The organism is Burkholderia sp. 4NA327C6 (assembly GCF_005502655.1).
Taxonomy (GTDB): domain Bacteria; phylum Pseudomonadota; class Gammaproteobacteria; order Burkholderiales; family Burkholderiaceae; genus Burkholderia; species Burkholderia contaminans.
Genome location: NZ_SCNZ01000020.1, coordinates 109,612 through 128,309, shown reverse-complemented (window position 1 = coordinate 128,309; position 18,698 = coordinate 109,612). Strand labels below are relative to the sequence as shown.

16 protein-coding genes are annotated in these 18,698 nt (G+C 64.6%); 8 read left to right on the top strand and 8 right to left on the bottom strand.

Going from position 1 to position 18,698, the window contains the following annotated elements; translation table 11 throughout:
• Position 1: 1 nt before the first annotated feature.
• The 3 genes from FFS49_RS21260 (at position 2) to FFS49_RS21250 (ending at position 2,507) form a co-directional block, all read left to right on the top strand.
• On the top strand, positions 2-1,444 hold the full coding sequence (locus tag FFS49_RS21260) for an efflux transporter outer membrane subunit (protein WP_105817859.1): 1,443 nt from the start codon (positions 2-4) through the stop codon (positions 1,442-1,444).
• Between the two features lie 110 nt (positions 1,445-1,554).
• On the top strand, positions 1,555-2,244 hold the full coding sequence (locus FFS49_RS21255; protein WP_105817876.1) for a response regulator: 690 nt from the start codon (positions 1,555-1,557) through the stop codon (positions 2,242-2,244).
• A gap of 50 nt (positions 2,245-2,294) precedes the next feature.
• Positions 2,295-2,507: a hypothetical protein gene (locus tag FFS49_RS21250; protein ID WP_105817858.1), complete on the top strand. Its 213-nt coding sequence runs from the start codon at positions 2,295-2,297 to the stop codon at positions 2,505-2,507.
• A gap of 100 nt (positions 2,508-2,607) precedes the next feature.
• Here the strand turns inward: FFS49_RS21250 and FFS49_RS21245 are convergent, their stop codons facing one another.
• Complete coding sequence (locus tag FFS49_RS21245) at positions 2,608-3,768, bottom strand: AraC family transcriptional regulator (protein ID WP_224755882.1); 1,161 nt, start codon at positions 3,766-3,768, stop codon at positions 2,608-2,610.
• Positions 3,768-5,402 (bottom strand): AMP-binding protein, encoded by a 1,635-nt coding sequence (locus FFS49_RS21240; protein WP_105817857.1) that lies wholly within the window; start codon positions 5,400-5,402, stop codon positions 3,768-3,770. The genes FFS49_RS21245 and FFS49_RS21240 overlap by 1 nt, the downstream gene beginning before the upstream one ends.
• Positions 5,403-5,769: 367 nt before the next feature.
• Between FFS49_RS21240 and FFS49_RS21235 the strand changes: the two genes are divergently transcribed.
• Positions 5,770-6,870 carry an AraC family transcriptional regulator gene (locus FFS49_RS21235; RefSeq protein WP_105817856.1) on the top strand — a complete coding sequence of 367 codons (1,101 nt, stop codon included), beginning with the start codon at positions 5,770-5,772 and terminating at the stop codon, positions 6,868-6,870.
• Positions 6,871-6,898: 28 nt separating this feature from the next.
• On the opposite strand, the gene FFS49_RS21230 is transcribed toward FFS49_RS21235, so the two are convergent.
• From FFS49_RS21230 to FFS49_RS21215, 4 genes are all read right to left on the bottom strand, one after another.
• Positions 6,899-8,404, bottom strand: coding sequence for a HAMP domain-containing sensor histidine kinase (locus tag FFS49_RS21230; RefSeq protein ID WP_105817855.1), 1,506 nt, complete (start codon positions 8,402-8,404; stop codon positions 6,899-6,901).
• Positions 8,404-9,123: a response regulator transcription factor gene (locus FFS49_RS21225; RefSeq protein WP_039353478.1), complete on the bottom strand. Its 720-nt coding sequence runs from the start codon at positions 9,121-9,123 to the stop codon at positions 8,404-8,406. The genes FFS49_RS21230 and FFS49_RS21225 overlap by 1 nt, the downstream gene beginning before the upstream one ends.
• A 274-nt stretch (positions 9,124-9,397) precedes the next feature.
• Complete coding sequence (locus FFS49_RS21220; RefSeq protein ID WP_105817854.1) at positions 9,398-9,802, bottom strand: PIN domain nuclease; 405 nt, start codon at positions 9,800-9,802, stop codon at positions 9,398-9,400.
• Positions 9,799-9,993 carry a type II toxin-antitoxin system VapB family antitoxin gene (locus FFS49_RS21215; protein ID WP_039353253.1) on the bottom strand — a complete coding sequence of 65 codons (195 nt, stop codon included), beginning with the start codon at positions 9,991-9,993 and terminating at the stop codon, positions 9,799-9,801. The genes FFS49_RS21220 and FFS49_RS21215 overlap by 4 nt, the downstream gene beginning before the upstream one ends.
• Before the next feature lie 113 nt (positions 9,994-10,106).
• Between FFS49_RS21215 and FFS49_RS21210 the strand changes: the two genes are divergently transcribed.
• The 3 genes from FFS49_RS21210 to FFS49_RS21200 all read left to right on the top strand — a co-directional run bounded on the left by FFS49_RS21210 (position 10,107) and on the right by FFS49_RS21200 (position 12,641).
• Positions 10,107-10,355: a hypothetical protein gene (locus tag FFS49_RS21210; RefSeq protein ID WP_137909827.1), complete on the top strand. Its 249-nt coding sequence runs from the start codon at positions 10,107-10,109 to the stop codon at positions 10,353-10,355.
• A gap of 356 nt (positions 10,356-10,711) precedes the next feature.
• Positions 10,712-12,091, top strand: coding sequence for a hypothetical protein (locus FFS49_RS21205; RefSeq protein WP_146127215.1), 1,380 nt, complete (start codon positions 10,712-10,714; stop codon positions 12,089-12,091).
• A 142-nt stretch (positions 12,092-12,233) separates the two neighbouring features.
• Complete coding sequence (locus FFS49_RS21200; protein ID WP_105817851.1) at positions 12,234-12,641, top strand: hypothetical protein; 408 nt, start codon at positions 12,234-12,236, stop codon at positions 12,639-12,641.
• A gap of 64 nt (positions 12,642-12,705) precedes the next feature.
• Here the strand turns inward: FFS49_RS21200 and FFS49_RS21195 are convergent, their stop codons facing one another.
• Complete coding sequence (locus FFS49_RS21195; protein WP_244113559.1) at positions 12,706-13,263, bottom strand: TetR/AcrR family transcriptional regulator; 558 nt, start codon at positions 13,261-13,263, stop codon at positions 12,706-12,708.
• Between the two features lie 163 nt (positions 13,264-13,426).
• Here FFS49_RS21195 and FFS49_RS21190 point away from each other — a divergent pair, with 163 nt between their 5' ends.
• Entirely contained in the window at positions 13,427-16,618 is a 3,192-nt protein-coding gene (locus FFS49_RS21190; protein WP_105817849.1) for a cytochrome P450, read from the top strand.
• 236 nt (positions 16,619-16,854) lie between these two features.
• Here the strand turns inward: FFS49_RS21190 and FFS49_RS21185 are convergent, their stop codons facing one another.
• Positions 16,855-18,477 (bottom strand): AMP-binding protein, encoded by a 1,623-nt coding sequence (locus tag FFS49_RS21185; RefSeq protein ID WP_105817848.1) that lies wholly within the window; start codon positions 18,475-18,477, stop codon positions 16,855-16,857.
• Positions 18,478-18,698 lie beyond the last annotated feature (221 nt).

Below are 18,698 nucleotides of genomic sequence, written 5' to 3'. Positions count from 1 at the left end.
CATGCGATTACTCATTCTTTCCGCAGCGGTTTCCGCCGCGCTCGCGCTGTCGGCGTGCTCGATGGCGCCGAAGCTGGTCAAGCCCGAAATGCCGGTGCCGACCGCCTATATGACCGCTGTCGCGGCCGACCAGCACGCGAACGCGGCCGATCTCGGCTGGCGCTCGATGTTCGGCGACCGCCGCCTGCAGCGCCTGATCGAGCTCGCGCTCGAGAACAACCGCGACCTGCGCCTGGCCGCGCTGAACGTCCAGGCTGCCGAAGCGCAGTACGGCATCCAGCGTTCCGCGCGCCTGCCGTCGATCGGCGCCGGCGCGAGCTTCACGCGCCAGCGCACGGCCGCCGACTCGCAATCGAACCCGCCGCTGCTCGAAAACACGCAGAACCAGTACGGCGTGAACATCGGTCTCAGCGCGTTCGAGATCGACCTGTTCGGCCGCGTGAAGTCGCTGTCGGATGCGGCGTTCGCGCGCTACCTCGCGACCGATCACGGCCGCCGGGCGGTGCAGATCGCGCTCGTCGGCTCCGTGGCCAACGCGTATTTCGCCGAGCGCCTCGCGCAAGAGCAGCGCGCGCTGTCCGAACGCACGCTGAACGACTGGCGCCAGTCGCTCGACCTCGCGCGCCGCCTCAAGCTCGCCGACCAGGCGAGCGGCGTCGACATCGCGCAGGCCGAAGGCCAGGTCGCGAGCGCCAGCGCCGATCTCGAGGCGCGTTCGCGCGCCGTCGAACAGGCGGGCAACGCGCTGCGGCTGCTGGTCGGCACCGACCTGCCGAAGAGCCTGCCCGATCCGCTGTCGCTGGAACGCCAGCCGGTGATGACCAAGCTGCCGGCCGGATTGCCGTCGGAATTGCTGTACCGCCGGCCGGACATCCAGCAGGCCGAGCAGAATCTCGTCGCCGCCAACGCCGACATCGGCGCGGCGCGCGCGGCATTCTTCCCGCGCCTGTCGCTGACGTCGTCGATCGGCTTCCTCAGCCCGGGGCTCGGCAGCCTGTTCGACGGCGGCCAGCGTGTGTGGAGCTTCGCGCCGCAGGTCACGCTGCCGATCTTCCAGGGCGGCCGGCTGCGATCCGAGCTGAATCTCGCGGAAGTGCGCAAGTCCAGCGCGGTCGTCGAGTACGAACGCTCGATCCAGACCGCGTTCCGCGAAGTGGCCGACGGCCTCGCCGGCCGCGAGACCTTCAGCCGCCAGATCGACGCGCAGACGAAGGTCGTCAAGAGCGCCGAGCGCCGTACCGACCTCGTGAACCTGCGCTATCGCGCGGGCATCGAGGATCGGCTGGAACTGCTCGACTCGCAGCGCCAGCTGTATGCCGCGCGCCAGACGTTGCTGGATTTGCGCAACGCCGAACTGGGCAACGCGGTCGCGCTCTACAAGGCGCTCGGTGGCGGGCTGACCGACACCGACGTGCCTCCCGCCAACAGCGTGGCAAAGAACTGAGCAACGGGCCGTCGCCCATCCGTTCGCGACGACTGAAAGCACGGTGAAGTCCGGCGGCGCACGTGCCGCGCCGCCGGCCCTAACGGTCACGCTCACTTCCAGTGGACCCGATGAACCCTCTGATACTCATTGCCGAAGACGATCCGGAGATCGCCGACATACTCGACGCGTACCTCGCCCACGACGGCTTTCGCACCTATCGCGTCGGTCACGGCCAGGCCGTGCTCGACGTGCAACCCGTGCTGAAGCCCGACCTGATCCTGCTCGACGTCAGGATGCCGAAGAAGGACGGCTGGGAAGTCCTGGTCGAACTGCGCCGCCGCAGCGACACGCCGATCGTCATCATCACGGCGCTCGATCGCGAGATCGATCGCTTGCAGGGGCTGCGTTTCGGCGCGGACGACTACATCACGAAGCCGTTCAATCCGGCCGAGGTGGTCGCGCGCATCCGAGCGATCCTGCGTCGTTTCGAAGCGGCCACGTCCGGGCGCTTCATCAAGGTCGGCAACCTTGAAATCGATACGCAAAGCTATCTGACCACGGTCCGCACCGACACCGGAGAAACCGGCGTCTCGCTGACGCTGACCGAATTCCGGCTGCTCGCGCACCTAGCCGGCTCGCCGAACCGCGTGTTCACGCGCAGCGAACTGATCGACGCCTGCCTCGCCGACGTCGATGCGCTGGAGCGCACCGTCGACAGCCATATCAGCCGGCTGCGCAAGAAGCTCGAATGCGCGGGCGCGTCCGGGGTGCCGGAGGTGATGCGCGGGGTCGGCTACCGGCTGCGCAGCACCCAGTGAACGCGCGTCCAGGATCGCGGCGGCGAGGAGCGCGGATCGTCGGACTCCTGATGGTCGCCCTCGCGCTGGCAATCGCCGATGCAGGGTTCATCGCCTACTGCCTGATCCAGGCGGTCTGGTCCCCCGCGACGAACAGCGCACTCATGGCCGTGATTCGCGAGACGCCGGACTACCTGGTACTCGCCGTATTGCTGTTGGCCGGACTGGCCACGTCGATCGTCGATCTGATCAGACTGGTGCGCGCGACCGAAACCCGGCGATGAACACGTGAGTACGGTCAAATGGGCTGGGGGAGCCGTCCATGGGAGCGCGCGAAGGTATACGGTTATGGGAACCGGCTACCTTGAAACCTGAAGCGATGCGTTATGCGCGCCGCCGGTAAGTGCCCGGCGTGCTCCCTGTCCAGTGCCGGAACGCGCGATGGAACGCGCTCGGATCGTCGAAGCCGATGTCGGCGCCGATCGCCGCGATCGTGTCGGGCGTATCGGTCAGCCGCTGGATCGCGATGTCGCGCCGCAGTTCGTCCTTGAGCACCTGGAACGTCGTCCCTTCGGCGGCCAGGTGGCGGCTCAGCGTGCGCACCGAGCAATGCAGGTGCTCGGCCGCCTGGTCGATCACTGGCAGGTCGGGCAACGCTTCCGACAGGTACTGCCGCACGCGATGGCACACGAGCTGTTCGCTGAACGATTCGAAGATCCAGTCGCCCGGTGCGCGCGCGAGGAACTTGCGCAGGTTGCGCTTGCTCTGCCGGATCGGCGCGTCGAGGTAATCCGCGCTGAAGCGCATCAGCGTGCGCTCGCAGTCGAACTGCACGGCGCCGGTGAAGAAGTACAGGTGCTCGACCGCATGGCGCGGCCGCGGGCACGCGAACTCGATCTGCAGCAGCGGGATCTTCTGCCCGATCAGCCAGGAGCACACGCCGTGCACGAGCTTGAGCATCAGTTCCTGGCCGAGCGCGCCGATCGGACCGATGGCGTCGTTCGGACGCAGCACCACCTGCGCGACGAGACCGTCGCGCTTCGATTCTACGAAGAAATCGTCGAGCAGGATATGGAAGAATTGCCCGAAACGATGCAGCGCCGTTTCGAGGTTGCGCGCGTCGAGCAGGCTCAGGCACAGGTACTTCAGCGTGCCGCCGCGCAGCGGGCGCGAGAAGATGCCGGGCATCTCGTCGTCGAGTTCGATCGCGAGCGTGCGGTACAGCGTCGAGAACTGCTCCTCCGTCACGCGCGCATGCGGTTCGCCGAGCAGCTCGATCGGGATGCCGGCCCCGCCCAGGTAGCGCTCGACCACGTCGCGCTGCACGGCCGCGCTTGCGAGGAAGCCGTTGACGAGCGAGATCGGCACCGTCGCGCTCGGCGAAGGCAGCGCACGCCCGGGTGCGGGCCCGGGCTGGGCGGAAAGTGAATCTGAACCGGTCATCGCGTCCCCGTCGATCGAACCGCTCGCATTGTACTTGAGCGGCCCGCGCGGAGCCTTCCGGGCCGTCGGCACGCGGAGCATTGCGCTGCGCGCCGACGCCATCAGTCGGTGCGGCTGAGTTCCCGGCGCAGGATCTTGCCGACGGTCGACTTCGGCAGCCGGTCGACGAAGCGAATCAGCTTCGGCACCTTGTAGGCCGCGAGGCTCTCGCGGCAATGCGCGACGAGTTGCGCCTCCGTCACATCGGCGTCCTGCGCCAGCACCACGAACAGTTTCACGGCCTCGCCCGTGCGCGCGTCCGGCACGCCGATGCACGCGCACTCGGCCACGCCCGGCACGGCGGTCGCGACCGCTTCCACCTCGTTCGGGTACACGTTGAAGCCCGACACGATGATCATGTCCTTCTTGCGGTCGACGATCCGCAGGAAACCGGCTTCGTCGAACACGCCGACGTCGCCGGTACGGAAATAGCCGTCGGCCGTGAACGCGGCCGCATTCGCGTCCGGTTTCCGCCAGTAGCCGCCCATCACCTGCGGCCCCTTCACGCAGATCTCGCCCGCGCCGCCGATCGCCACCTCGTTGTCCTGCTCGTCGAGCAGCTTCACGTCGGTCGATGGCAGCGGCAGGCCCGTGGTGCCCGTGAACGAGTCGATCGACTGCGGGTTGAACGACACGACCGGCGACGTTTCCGACAGCCCGTAGCCCTCGCGGATGAAGTTGCCCGTCACCGCCTTCCAGCGCGACGAGATCACGTCGATCACGGCCGCGCCGCCGCCGGCCGACAGCTTCAGCCGCGACCAGTCGACTTCCGTCAGGCGCGGATGGCCGGCGAGCCCCGCGTACAGCGTGTTCACGCCGACGAACACTGTCGGCCGCGCGGCCTTCAGCACGTCGATGAAGCCGTCCATGTCGCGCGGGTTCGCGATCAGCCAGTTCTGCGCGCCGATCGCGAAGTAGGACAGGAAGTTCACCGTCAGCGCGAAGATGTGATACATCGGGATCGCCGTGACGACGACCTCCTCGCCCGGCTCGCGCGCGGCCGGCACGATCGCGCCGAACTGCTCGATGTTCGCGACGAGGTTGCGGTGCGACAGCGCGGCGCCCTTCGACAGGCCGGTCGTGCCGCCCGTGTACTGCAGCAGCAGCAGGTCCTCGCCGCCGAGCGCAACCGGTTCGAACGTGAGCGATTCGCCGGCGGCAATGGCATCCGCGAGCGGGATCGAACCGGGCGGCAGCGCGTCGCAGGTCCCGGCCGGCGCATCGACGACGCCGAGATCGCCGCGCCCGACGCTCAGCACGGTGCGCACGCGCGTGCCGCCGACCACTTCGGCGAACGTGCCCATCGACCCGCCGCACACCAGCGCGACCTCGACGCCCGCGTCGTCTAGCTGATGCTCGAGCTCGCGCGCCGTGTAGAGCGGGTTCACGTTGACCTGGATCGCGCCGATCTTCGCGACCGCGACGAACGCGACCGGAAACGCGAGCACGTTGGGCAGCATCACGGCCACGCGATCACCCTTGCGCACGCCCACGACCTGCTGCAGATAGGCGGCCAGCGCGGTCGACAGGCGGTCGACGTCGGCATAGGTGAGCGTGCGGCCATACGAGTGGAACGCCGGGTGATCGGCGAATCGGCGCATCGCGTCGTCCAGCAGCGCGCTTACGGAAGGAAAGCGATCGGGATCGATCTCGGCGGGGATCGAGCCATACGACCCGGTCCAGTGTCTCTTCGTCATGTCTCACTCCACGGGGGACGGCGCGCCGGCCGCGCCGTTCGCACGATGGCCTGCACGCCGGAGAAGCGCGGACCATCGCCTGACCGGCGACTATCGCCCGTGCGGCGCACTTTGAAAATGATCCCGGCGGCCGAAAAGATGATCGAAACGGACATGTGCGCCGCGCCTGTCCAGACAACTTCGCCGAATGCCGCCTACTTGGCGGGCCGCCAGGCTCCGGGCCGGCTGCAGCGATACGGGCGCCATCGAAGCCCGCTGGGCCGGGTAGCACTGGCGCCGTATCAGGGTGAACCCTGTGGCGTTTGGGACCGATCCCGCGCAGAATTGCGTGCCGTCAACGATATCGATTCGGACGCAGGATGCTCCCATGCCGCGCAGTGCGCTCTTGAACCCGACGACCGCCCGCGCACCCCGCCTGCCGGACGTCGAGCCGACCCACCCATTGCGCCAGCAGCGCTTCACGCCGGCCAAGCTGGCCGTGCTGCTCGACGTGGCCGCGCAAGCCGGCCTCGACCCGGTCGTGGTACTCGACGGTACCGGCCTCACGCCGGCCGCCGTCGCGGACCCGTTCACGCTCACCTCGCCGCTGCAGTTCCTCACGGCCGCGCGCAATGCGATCGGCCGCTACGACGGCACCGACCTCGGCGTGCGCGTCGGCCACCGGCTGCACGTGTCGAGCTACGGGATGTACGGCTACGCGATGCTGTGTTCGGAATCGCTCGCGCACGCGTTCGAATCCGCCGTCAAATATCACCGGCTCGCGAACGGCATGCTCGCGATCCGCTGGGTCGAACAGGGCGACATCGTGTCGTGGCAGTTTCCCGACCAGCACGAAGTCGCGCTACCCGACCTCGACGAGCCGCTGTACCGCTTCCTGATCGACATGCAGTTCGCGCTGCACGTGACGATCATCAAGGACGTGATGGGAGCGTGGTGCGTGCCGGCGCGCGCGCAGTTCGCGCAGCCGCAGCCGGTGCACGCGGCGCTGCTGGCCGACGCGCTCGAATGCCCGATCGCCTTCGACCAGCCGCATCACGTGCTCAGCTACCCGGCTGCGTGGCTCACGCGCGCACCGCAGCTCGCGAATCCGATTACCGCCGCGCAGGTGTCGTCGCATTGCGCGAGCCTGCTCGATGAAATGCGCAGCCAGGCCGGCGTCACGCGGCGCGTGTACCAGGAGCTCACGCGCACGCCCGGGCAGTTTCCGGACATCGACGCGATAGCGGACATCCTGTGCATCACGTCGCGCACGCTGCGCCGCAAGCTCGAAGCCGAAGGCACGTCGTACAGCGAACTGCTGGCGAGCGTGCGCAAGGCGCTCGCGATCGACTATCTCGGCACGACCACGCTCAGCACCGAGGACATCGCATTGGCGCTCGGCTTCAGCGACGCGGTGGGGTTTCGCCACGCGTTCAAGCGCTGGACCGGCGTGACGCCGAATGACATACGGCGCAAGCGCGGCGGTTGAACGCGGGCGTGACCGGCGCTGACGACGATCAGCGCCCGTCGCCGGCCGCCGGCATGGCCACCGCCAGCGCGAACTCGAACACCGCACCGCGCCCGGCCCGATCAACCAGCCGGATACTGCTGCCGTTGAGCGCCAGCATCCGGTGCACGATCAGCAGCCCGAGCCCGCCGCTCGTCACCGCGCCGCCGCTCATCGGCCGCTGCGGCCGCTGGAACAGCCCGTCGCGCCGCGCCGCCGGAATCCCTTCGCCGGTATCGGCCACGGTCACGAGCACGTGGTCGCCGCGCGGCTCCAGCGCGACCTCGACCTCGCCGTGCGCGGGCGTGTGCCGCAGCGCGTTGTCGAGCAGGTTAGTCAGCACGCGCTCGATCATCCCGAGATCGGCCGACACGACCGGCACCCGCGGCGGAATCCGCGCATGCAGCGCGACGCCGCGCGCCTGCGCGGTCAGCTCGAATTTCTGGAACACGTCCTGCACGAGATCGACGAGCGAGAACGGCTCGCGCTCGGCCTGCACGCCGCCCGATTCGAGCCGCGCGAGCTCGAACAGCGCCTGCGCGAGCCGGCCGACCTTCGCGCTCTGCGCGAGCGCGATCGACAGGTAGCGCCGCCGTTCGTTCTCGGCGAGCGTGTCCGACTTCAGCGACAGCGTCTCCAGGTAGCCGTGCAGCGACGTGAGCGGCGTGCGCAGGTCGTGCGAGATGTTCGTGATCAGTTCGCGCCGCTGCTGATCCTGATGCGTCAGCGCGCGCCACTGGTCACCGATCCGGTCGGCCATCTGCGCGAACGCGGATTCGAGCACGACGATGTCGTCGCCGCGCCGGCCCGGCCGCGAGCGCGGCACCGGCGGCTGCGTGTCGGGCGTACCGTTCGCGTCGAAGCGGCGCATCGCATCGGTCAGCCGGCGCAGCGGGCGCGTGATGAAGCTGAACGCGGTAAGGCCCGCGAGCAGGCCGAGCAGCGCGACCAGCGCCATCGACCACAGCGTCGTGCGCAATACGTTGCCGGCGTCGACGCGCGCGGCCAGCTGGTCGTGCGCCTCGCCGAGCAGCACCACGTAGATGTAGCCCGACGGCGGCTGCCCCGCCAGCTGCAGCGGCGCGGCGCTGAACACCTTGCGCGCATCCGGGCTGCGCGGGTCGTCGCCGAGGATCGGCAGCGGCTCGCCCGCGATGAAGCGTTGCACGGGCGCGAGATCGACGCGGTCGCGCTTCACGTGGCCGGGCGGCGCATCGTCGCCCTTGATCCGCCCTGCGTTGTCGAGCAGATAGACCTCGACACTCGGGTTCACGCCCATCAGCTGGCCGAACAATGTGCGCACGGCATCCGGGCGCAGCCCGTTCGCGTCCATCAGCGGCGCGCTGTGGGTCACGCTGTTGACGATATTCGCGGCCAGGTCGCGCGACAGCCCTTGCACGACTTCCTGCTCGCGCATGTCATTCGCGCGGATCTGCAGCCACGCGGACGCGCCCGAGCACGCCAGCAGCAGCACCGAGAACACGAGCGACAGCCGCTGGGTAAGGGTGAGCTTCATCATGCGTCCCGCTGGCCCGGCGCGGCAAGCTTGTAGCCGCGGCCCCACACGGTGAGGATCCGCACGGGCTCCGCCGGATCGGCCTCGATCTTCGCGCGCAGCCGGTTGATGTGGGTGTTGACCGTGTGCTCGTAGCCTTCATGCTGGTAGCCCCACACGGCATTGAGCAGGTCCATCCGCGAGAACACCTTGCCCGGGTGCCGCGCGAAGAAGTACAGCAGGTCGAATTCGCGCGGCGTGAGGTCGATGCGCGCGCCGTCCACGCTCGCCTCGCGCGCGATCGGGTCGATCGCCAGCCCCGCGACGTCGAGCGTGCCCGCGTCGATCCGCGAATCGCGCGCGAGCGCATCGACGCGCCGCAGCAGCGCCTTCACGCGCGCGACGAGTTCGAGCACGGAGAACGGCTTGGCCAGATAGTCGTCGGCGCCGAGCTCGAGACCGAGGATCCGGTGCACCTCGCTCGAACGCGCGCTGGTGATGATGATCGGCGTGTAGCGCGTCATCGCGCGTGCGCGCCGGCAGATTTCGAGGCCGTCGACGCCCGGCAGCATCAGGTCGAGGATCAGCGCATCCCAGCCGCCCTGTTCGAGCAGGCGCAGCCCCTCGGCACCGTCCGCGCTGTGCACGACCTCGTAGCGCTCGTCGCGCAGGTGCAGGCTCAGTACATCGGCGATATCGGCGTCGTCCTCGACGATCAGGATGCGTTTCGGTTGATCCATGGCGGTGGGCGGCGGCACGTCGGTGCCTGGTATCGGTTCGGGCCGGCCCCGGTCCGGCTGGCCGGATGCGCGGGGGCGAATGGCGGCAATGGGCCGCGCTGCCGCCATTGTGCAAAATTTTGCGGCGGGAAGGGATCACAAATCGTTTAGATTTGGATCGTGCTTGCGCCCGATCCCGAGGCCCGCAAGGTTTCGCGCTCCGGCCCTTGAACTGGATTTCCTGTCGCCCGGAATGCGCTCAGGTCGCATGTCGGTGAGGCTAGCCTGGCTTCGCTCAATCATCCAGAAGGGCTGATCGAAGACCCAGATGTTGAACGAATGGATCGAAGTCGCGATCGCTATACAGCAACGAGACCCCGTTCTCAATGCAATAAGTCGCGATCAGCGTGTCGATGGTCTTGCGGATCGTCACGCCTCGCGCGCTCAACTCACGATAATTTCGCGCGGCCTGGACAGCGTTGTCGGTACCGACTAGCGACACGACATTCATGTGCCCCGTCATCAACTGGCGGGCGACATTGAATTCGGATTCAGCCGAGAAGCCTTGCAACACCTCCGCGACGATCAGGTCGCCCGACAACAGTGCCTCGTGGCCGAGCAAAGCATCGAGCTTGTCGGTTTCCGGCGCAACCTTGCCGCGGAAATAGTCGATCCAGACGCTCGAATCCACGAGCGTCATCGATCCGTCCTCATGGCGTCGAGATCACCTTCCCAGTGGAGTTTTCCACGGAACTGGCGAATCTGCTCTTGCTGCTTGAGCTTGATGATCGTCTTCAGACCGAGCTCGACCGCCTCACGCTTGGTTTTGACACCGGTTGCGGCAAGCGCCTCGGCCATCAGCTTGTCGTCGATTTCAATGTTGGTACGCATGGCACACCTCTCGATGTGTATGAATTTCTAAATTATACACATCGCTACCCAACGCGTCTCACCCACCACGACCACTGGGTGGCAAGGTCAAACAGCGCCATCGACAGTATTTCGTGCTGACCGTCTCCGGTTACCCGATCCGTTTGGTCCTCCGCGTGCGGATTGAAGGAACGACGATGCCCGCCCGTTCCTCCTTCCTTGAAAGAACCCTCTCCGCCACGTACACCCGCGCCCGCCGGCAATTGACCGACGACGAACACCATGCACGCCATGAATGGCTCGGCGCCGGCATCACGGGTATATTCCTCGGCTGCGTGGGAGTGTTGATGATCGGGACCTGCCCCAGGCCGATGCACACATGATCGGTCCTGCTGCTGCGTAGAGGCATGACGGGCCGGCGGCTTGCCGAACGTGACGCCATTCAACCTCGATCGAATGTGACCCGCCCCGTCGTGGATGACCGAAGTTGCACACACAAATAAACAAGAGAGATTCCGGGAAAATGCTTCGATATGCTTGCCTGTTTGCTCACGACCACCCGTCCACGCCCGAGACCGTGTGGGATATCGACAACGGCCAGATGGACGGCTGGGCCGAATGGTTCGAACAGATTCCGCACCTGTTCCTCTACCTGATCGGCGATGCAGCGCATCTGCCACAGATCGCACCGTGCGCGATGTTTGGCGATGTCGAGTCGCCCGCCTGCCTGATGGCGCCGATGGCCGAGGTGCGCGAACGCTGGCATGCGCTGGACCGGCACATGCGGCCACGGCTGCCGCAGTTGCCTGCCGATGCCCGGGCGCAATGGGCACACATGCACACGACCGTCTCGACGACGACGCGCGAATGGCTGATCCTCGATTGCAGCCAGTTTTGCGACGCGGCGATCGGCACACCCGACATGAAGGCGTTCCTGCAGCAGACTCAACAACGCTGCACCGAATGGGGCCCGGCACCCGAGATGGGCGCGGGCGACCTGCCGCCCGCCCTTCTACCGTTGCTGAGCGAGGCAACGGGGCAATGGGGATGGTGGAATCCGAACGTGATCGAGCGCATCTACGCGATCGAGGCGCAGCCGCATGCGGAATGGCCGGATGATCTGCGGGAAAGCTACGAGCCGGCAAGGGACTGGCAACCATGGATCGAGGAAGTGCAGGCGTACTATGTTCGGCGAATCGATCGTGCTGCGGGCGAAACGCCTTCGGCCGACGCCGATCGGCCACGCGCCCCGGCCGGGCTCGTCACGCCATATGGGCGCTGGCTGGTGCACCCCGACGAAGGCGCGGAATGGATCGACATCGAGGCAGGCTATATCGTCATCAGGCAACACGGTGACTGGATTGCCGGGGCGCCGGGCGGACTCAAGGATCTGAATGGCCGGTGGGTCGTGCCGGTTTCCGCCGGCTACGTCAATTTGTCTCCGCTCACGCGAACGCTGGCACTGGGGCGACGTGCGCCGCTGCCGGAAGGCACGAGCGGAATCGTCGAGCTGCTGCGTTGGCCACGTGGCGAATCGCTGTTCGACGACCTGACCGGCGGGATGCTCCATGACGACGGTCGAGTCCGCCTCTTCCACGCGGACGATACGGTGTCCGTTGTCGATGCGGCGACCGGCGAACCGCTGTTCGACACGCGTTACAAGAACGTTTTCGCGTTCCACCGGACGCTGCGCCTCGCAGTGGTCGAGTGGTGTCGGCCCGGCGAGCCTTCGCCGGACAATCCGGGCATCCTGCAGGGTGTCGTGCACGAGAGCGGCCGGCTGGTCATCCCCTGCGAATACGCACACGTCCATCACGCCTACAAGCAGCCGCCGAAGCTCCTGCACGGGCGCCAGTTGCTGGCGATTACCGCGGACGGGCGGCCCCATTTCTACAGTCCAGACGGCGAGCTGCTGGCGGCGCTGGAGTGCGACATGAAGCCGTGGATCTGGACGCCGATCGTGAAGGAAAATCAACTGTTGGCGCTCGACGGCGAAGGCATGGACGCACGCGTGATCTGGATAGCGTTGAGCGACTATAGCTGCATCGAGACCGGCGAAACCCGTGCCGATTGCGTGAACATGTTGAGGGAAGGCCTGAAAGGCTGGCTCCCGAAGTAACGGCGTTCGCGGATCGTGCGTCTGCACGGTAGCGTTCGGTGCGTCACACCGGACGAGCCGTGCGCGCGTTGGCGCAGGAAAAACCCTTCAATGTGTCGCCGTCGTGCCGTGATACGGGGCGACACGAAAACCGCAACACGCAATGGACATTCACGACTGCACGTTACTGAGCGCCATCCTGATGCGCCATGGTCAGCCCGAAGGACGCGCGATCAACGCTTACGGTACGCCGGAAGACCGCGAGGACTTCATCTATTTCACGGTCTTTCCGGATCGGTTGCAGTTTGACCTGAAACGAATCCTGACCGGTGTCGCGAGCCTGCGCTTTCGCTTCACGCTGTCCGCACGAGAAGGGGCAGTACGGATAGAACGTACCCTGCTCGACGCCGAGGGCGCCAACCGCCGCATTCGCGGTGCACTGGGCGATCACTACACGAAGGACAAGATCGGTGTGCCGTTCGACGATGTGTCGGAGGATGAGCGCGAATGGGTCGCGTCCGCGCTGCGGGCGTTCCACGCGTATTTCATGAAACCCGCGACCTCAACCTGATTGCTCGACGACCATGACGATGACACGCCGCATGGTCCACCGCGGCGTCACGCTTCCCCTCTCGCTACTCCGAATCCGCCTGCGCGAACCCGAGCGTCAGACCGAACGCGTCGAGGATCGTCGCCGCCGTCTTGGCCATGCGATTCGCCATGACCGCCGGGGTCTCGCGCGTGGCGCCCTGGCGAAGCCAGTGCACCGCCGTCCAGACCAATCCCCCGCCGAGCACCGTCAGGCAATCCTGCTCTGCTTCCGTACGGACGCCTTCATAGGGAGGAAGAATCCGGCCGGAAACGAATGTCACCAGTTCATCGAAAAACGCCGATGTTGCCGCGTCGTTGAACACGGTCAGATAGAAAGGCTGATGCGCATTCAGATGCTCGAGAATCAGCGCGGTTTCCACCTCCATCGACCTGAAGAAAGTGGCACTCGGCGGGTTCAGCAGTTTGCCTTGCTCCTCGACGAACGCAAACGCGTCGTCGAGCCTCACCAGTGCGGCCCGCTGAGCGGCCGACTGAAGGTCGGGAAAGTGCTGATAGAACGTGGGACGCGCGACGCCCGCGCGCTGCACCAGCTGAGCAATGCTGAGCTTGTTGAGCGGCGCGTCGTCGAGCAGTTCGGTCACGGCGCGAACGAGCGCGTCGTAGCTCCGTTGAAAGCGAGGATCGGCGGGATTAGGGCTTACATCAGGGGGCATAAAAAGCTCTGGACACGGGGTTTTGTCTATTTTACATTCGTTCAATAGATTGAGATGTGATGCGCTGACATACCTCTGAAAGGCTATTGAAATGAAATCCTCATCCCTCGTCCCCCAGCCGCCCCTGAAACCCGTCATCGGTCATCTGATGGAGGTCCTCGGGCCGTCTCCACTTGCCAAGATGATGGATCTCGCGCGCAAGTACGGGCCGGTCTACTGGTTCGAGGTGTTCGGCCAAGGTTACTACGTTGTCAGCGGCCAAACACTTGTGAATGAAGTGTGTGATGAAAGCCGATTTCAGAAGTGTGTGCACCAGTCGCTGCTCGAACTCAGACCCGCGATCGGGGACGGGTTATTTACGGCATTCGGTGACGAACCGAACTGGGCCAAAGCGCATCGCGTGCTGATGCAGGCGTTCGGCCCGCTCAGTATCTGGTCAATGTTCGACAAGATGGTCGACATCGCCGACCAGATGTTTCTCCATTGGGAGCGGTTCGGCCCGGAGACGCCAGTCGACGTGTCCGATCACATGACGCGACTGACGCTCGATACGATTGCCCTGTGTGCGTTTGATTGTCGTTTCAACAGCTTCTACCGTGAAGATCAGCATCCGTTCGTCGATGCCATGGTCAACACCCTCAGCGAGGCCGGAAAGCGCGAGTTGCGACCCAAACTGGTGTCGAAGCTGATGGTCAATCGCAGTCGAAAGTTCGACGCGGACATCGAAGTCATGCGATCGCTCGCGACCAAAATGATCGAGGACCGGCGCAAGCACCCGCACGACAGCGAAGCGTCGATGGACCTGCTCGACCGAATGCTGAACGGCGTCGATCCGGTGACGGGAGAAAAACTCGATGACGAGAACATCGTCTTCCAGATGATTACCTTTCTCATCGCCGGACATGAAACGACCAGCGGGCTCCTGTCCTTTGCCACCTATTTCCTCCTCAAGAACCCGGACATCCTGCAAAAAGCACGGGACATGGTCGACGAGGTGGTGGGCAGCGAGACCCCGCGGATCGAGCATCTCGCACGACTTCGTTACATCGAACACATCCTCATGGAGACGTTGCGAATCTGGCCGACCGCGCCGGCATTCGCCGTGTCGCCGCTCGCCGACACCACGTTCGGCGGCAAATATGCCGTTTCTCCCGACGACATCATCATGATCCTGACGCCCATGTTGCATCGGGACGTGAGCGTCTGGGGCGAGGACGTCGAGGCGTTCCGTCCGGAGCGATTTGCGCCGGAGCATGCGGAGCAACTCCCGCCCAATGCATGGAAGCCCTTCGGCAATGGGGCACGTGCCTGTATCGGCCGCCCGTTTGCGATGCAGGAAGCGCATCTCGTTCTGATCATGCTCCTTCAGCGATTCGATTTCTCTTTCGCCGATCCGGACTACGAGCTGGACGTCGCCGAAACGCTTACGCTGAAGCCGACCGGTTTCCGGATCAACGTGAAACCGCGGGCCCGAGGTGCGCTCAAAGTGCCCGATACGGCCGTTCGCGCCCGCTCGAGCGCGCAAAGCCCGAGCGTCGCGCCGGTTCAGTCGCTCCCTTTCGGCGAAGATGTGTCGACGATACTCGTGCTCTTCGGGGGAAATACGGGCTCCGCCGAATCCTTCGCAAGACGCATTGCAGGTGACGCGAGTCGTCACGGATTTCACGCCACGTGCGCGCCCCTCGACGATTTCGCGGGAAAACTCGACGGGTATCCTGCCCTCGTGATCGTCACCGCTTCCTACGAAGGACAGCCGCCGGACAACGCCAGGTCATTCTTCCCGTATGTCGAAGCACTCGAAGAAGGCGCGCTGGACGGTGTCCATTTTTCGGTTCTCGGATGCGGCAACAAACAATGGGCCCGGACATACCAGGCGATTCCCAAGCGAGTCGATGAAGCGCTCGAGAAGGCCGGCGCCACGAGAGTGCACGCTAGAGGCGAGCTCGATTCCGGCGGCGACTTCTTTGGTGAATTTGACAATTGGTACACCGAAATGTGGGACCGATTTGCAATCAGCGCCGGGAAGGCAGTGTCGACCGTGCAACATGGCGATACTGCATTGAAGGTCAGTTTCGCCGAGAATACCCGCGAAAAGTTGCTGAATTTCGGCGACATGGCGCATGCGTCCATCGTCGACAACAGGGAACTGGTCGATATCAGCGTGGCTGGCAGCCGCTCCAAAAAGCATATCGAACTGAAACTGCCGGACGAGATGACCTATCGATCGGGAGATTACCTGGCCGTGCTGCCCCGCAACTCGAAAAACAACGTCGATCGCGTCTTGCGCCGGTTTCGCGTGAGCTGGGACACGCAGGTGGTGATTGAAGGAACGTCAAGTAATCCGCGCCTGCCGCTCGGCCAGCCAATCAGTTGTGGTGACCTGTTCTCGAGCTATGTCGAACTCGCCGTTCCTGCCACCCGATCGCAAGTATCCACCCTGGCCGCTGCCACGCGCTGCCCTCCCGAGAAGGTCGTGCTCGAGCGCCTGAGCGCCGACGATTTCGAAGGAGAGATCCTGGGAAAGCGGACAACCGTCATGGATCTGCTCGAACGCTTCGGATCCGTCGATCTGTCGCTCGACAAGTTCCTCGATATGCTGCCCGCGCTGAAGGCACGCCAGTATTCGATCTCGTCTTCCCCGCTTTGGAAAGCAGACCATGTCACGCTGACGGTGGCCGTGGTCGATGCTCCGGCACTCTCCGGCAATGGTCGCCATGAAGGGGTGGCGTCGTCGTATCTCGCGCGACTCAACACGGGGGACAGCCTGTCCGTTGCAGTCAGGCCATCGAACGCACACTTTCGGCCACCCGCCGAAACCGGTCTTCCGATGATTCTGATCTGTGCCGGTTCCGGTATCGCCCCATTCCGTGGTTTTCTGCAAGAGCGCGCACTACAGAAGCAGCAGGGGGAAAACGTCGGCAAGTCGTTGCTCTTCTTCGGCATCGATGATCCCGACGTCGACTTTCTTTATCGCGACGAACTCGACGAATGGGCGCGATCCGATGTGGTCGAAGTGATGCCGGCTTACTCGAACCGCCCGGAGGAAGGTGCCCGGTTCGTTCAGGACAAAGTCTGGCTGGAGCGCGAGAAGATCGCCGCACTGTTTGCGCAAGGCGCCACCGTCTTCGTCTGCGGGGATGGAAAGAATATGGCGCCTGCCGTACGCGCCACGCTTGCCCGCATTTATCAGGAGGCAACAGGAGCGAACGATGAAATCGCCAGCGCGTGGATCGACACGATGGAGCGGGAGCATGGCAGATATGTTGCCGACGTGTTTGCGTGACGGCGAAGGGATCATGCCGGTTCCGGTTGCTTCAGACCTTTGACCGGCCCGGCCACCGCTTTCCGGAATCGATGCGACGAGGTCTTCGATTCCGGCCTGCACCTTGTGGCGCAAGCGCGCCTGATGTACCAGGCGCCGGCGCGCGACGGATTTTCTCCGTGATGCCGTTCGCGTGCCGGTCAGGAGACGGGTGATGCCGGCCGCTCGACCTTCCGGCATCACCTCGGTCGATCACGTCAATGGTTCGACACCCGCAACTCGCGCCGCAGGATCTTCCCGACGTTGCTCTTTGGCAGGCTGTCGCGAAACTCGATGCTTTTCGGGCGCTTGTAACCGGTCAGCTGGCCTTTACAGAACGCCATCAGGTCTTCGAACGTCAGCGCCGGATCTTTCCTGACCACGAACAGCTTGACGGCCTCTCCTGAATGCTCGTCGGGCACGCCGATCGCCGCGACCTCGTATACGCCGGGGTGGTTGGCGACGACCTCTTCGATCTCGTTCGGGTAGACGTTGAAACCGGACACGAGAATCATGTCCTTCTTGCGGTCGACGATTCGCACGAAGCCCGCTTCGGAGATCGACGCGATGTCACCCGATCTGAAGAAGCCGTCCGCGGTCATCACCTTCGCGGTCTCGTCCGGCCGCTGCCAGTAACCCGCCATCACCTGCGGACCACGAATGCACAGCTCTCCGGCTTCGCCGGGCGGCAATTCGTTGCCGTCGTCGTCCCGGATCGACACTTCCGTGGAGGGCAACGGCAAGCCGATGGTGCCGTTGAACTCACTACCGGTCACGGGATTGATTGCGACGCAAGGTGATGTCTCGGACAGCCCGTATCCGTCGATGATCGGCGCGCCGGTCATCTCCTTCCAGCGCCTTGCGACGGCCTCTTGCGTGGCCATCCCGCCACCGCTGGCCACCAGCAGATTGGAGAAATCGAGGCGCGGAAATTCAGGATGATGGAGCATCGCGTTGAAGAGCGTGTTGACGCCCGGAAAGTTCGTGATTTTGTATCCGGCGAGCGACTTGATCATCCCCCCGATGTCCCGCGGATTCGGCACCAGTACGGAAAGCGCACCCATGTGAATCGTCAACAGGCAGCAAACATTGAGCGCAAAGATGTGATAAAGCGGTAGTGCCGCCACCGTGATGAACTGCGTCACGTCAGGGCGCAAATCGCGAGCGGGTTTGAGCCAGACGTCCGACTGCAATACATTCGCGACGATGTTCCGATGCAACAGCGTCGCGCCTTTCGACACCCCGGTTGTCCCGCCCGTATATTGGAGAAAAGCGACATCGTCCGGCGACCGGGAAGCCGGTATGAATTTGCTCCGACTTCCCTCCTCGATCGCGTCGTCAAATGCCGCATACGGGCTCGGCTTCTGTTCCGCGCCGGAAGCATTGCCCTGCGCGGCAACCAGAACATGCTTCACCTGCGTGTGTGCAAGGATTGCATCCAGCGTTTCCGTGCAGCCGTCGAGAATGACGATCGCCTCCGCGCCGCTGTCATTCAGCTGGTGTTGCAGTTCGCGGGGCGTATAGAGCGGGTTGACGTTGACGACAACGTAGCCGGCGCGCAACACGGCACAAATCGAGATCGGGTACTGCAGCACATTCGGCATCATGATGGCGACCCGCGCACCACGTTCGAGGCCGCGTGACTGCAGCCACGCGGCGAGTGCTCCAGACATCACGTCGAGCTCGCCATAGGTGATCTGCTTTCCATCGCACGCAAACGCCGGATTCGCGTGAAACCTGCTGAAGCTTTGTTCGATCAACGCAGTGATGTTTCGATACGCGCTGGAATCAATCTCTGCCGGAACCTCCGGCGGATAGGCATCAAGCCATATCTTCTCCATACCCAATCTCCTCTGTCCCGTTGAATAATTGCGCGACGCAAAAAACCTCATCACGTGCGTGAACGAACTGGCGCGCCTCGAGCCACGCGAGCTTCATCCCGCGTCGAAACGACAGGGCTGCATAGTCGACCGATGGTCAGTCAGCGGCATCCAGGATCACGCTATCGGCATGCGGTTGACGTGCGACGGTCCCCATCTCGCTTGCTTCGTTAGCCGAAACG

Coding starts and splice junctions, on each gene's coding strand:
- FFS49_RS21260 (WP_105817859.1), top strand. CDS start 2: ATGCGATTACTCATTCTTTCCGCAGCGGTTTCCGCCGCGCTCGCGCTG.
- FFS49_RS21255 (WP_105817876.1), top strand. CDS start 1,555: ATGAACCCTCTGATACTCATTGCCGAAGACGATCCGGAGATCGCCGAC.
- FFS49_RS21250 (WP_105817858.1), top strand. CDS start 2,295: ATGGTCGCCCTCGCGCTGGCAATCGCCGATGCAGGGTTCATCGCCTAC.
- FFS49_RS21245 (WP_224755882.1), bottom strand. CDS start 3,768: ATGGCGTCGGCGCGCAGCGCAATGCTCCGCGTGCCGACGGCCCGGAAG.
- FFS49_RS21240 (WP_105817857.1), bottom strand. CDS start 5,402: ATGACGAAGAGACACTGGACCGGGTCGTATGGCTCGATCCCCGCCGAG.
- FFS49_RS21235 (WP_105817856.1), top strand. CDS start 5,770: ATGCCGCGCAGTGCGCTCTTGAACCCGACGACCGCCCGCGCACCCCGC.
- FFS49_RS21230 (WP_105817855.1), bottom strand. CDS start 8,404: ATGAAGCTCACCCTTACCCAGCGGCTGTCGCTCGTGTTCTCGGTGCTG.
- FFS49_RS21225 (WP_039353478.1), bottom strand. CDS start 9,123: ATGGATCAACCGAAACGCATCCTGATCGTCGAGGACGACGCCGATATC.
- FFS49_RS21220 (WP_105817854.1), bottom strand. CDS start 9,802: ATGACGCTCGTGGATTCGAGCGTCTGGATCGACTATTTCCGCGGCAAG.
- FFS49_RS21215 (WP_039353253.1), bottom strand. CDS start 9,993: ATGCGTACCAACATTGAAATCGACGACAAGCTGATGGCCGAGGCGCTT.
- FFS49_RS21205 (WP_146127215.1), top strand. CDS start 10,712: ATGGCCGAGGTGCGCGAACGCTGGCATGCGCTGGACCGGCACATGCGG.
- FFS49_RS21200 (WP_105817851.1), top strand. CDS start 12,234: ATGGACATTCACGACTGCACGTTACTGAGCGCCATCCTGATGCGCCAT.
- FFS49_RS21190 (WP_105817849.1), top strand. CDS start 13,427: ATGAAATCCTCATCCCTCGTCCCCCAGCCGCCCCTGAAACCCGTCATC.
- FFS49_RS21185 (WP_105817848.1), bottom strand. CDS start 18,477: ATGGAGAAGATATGGCTTGATGCCTATCCGCCGGAGGTTCCGGCAGAG.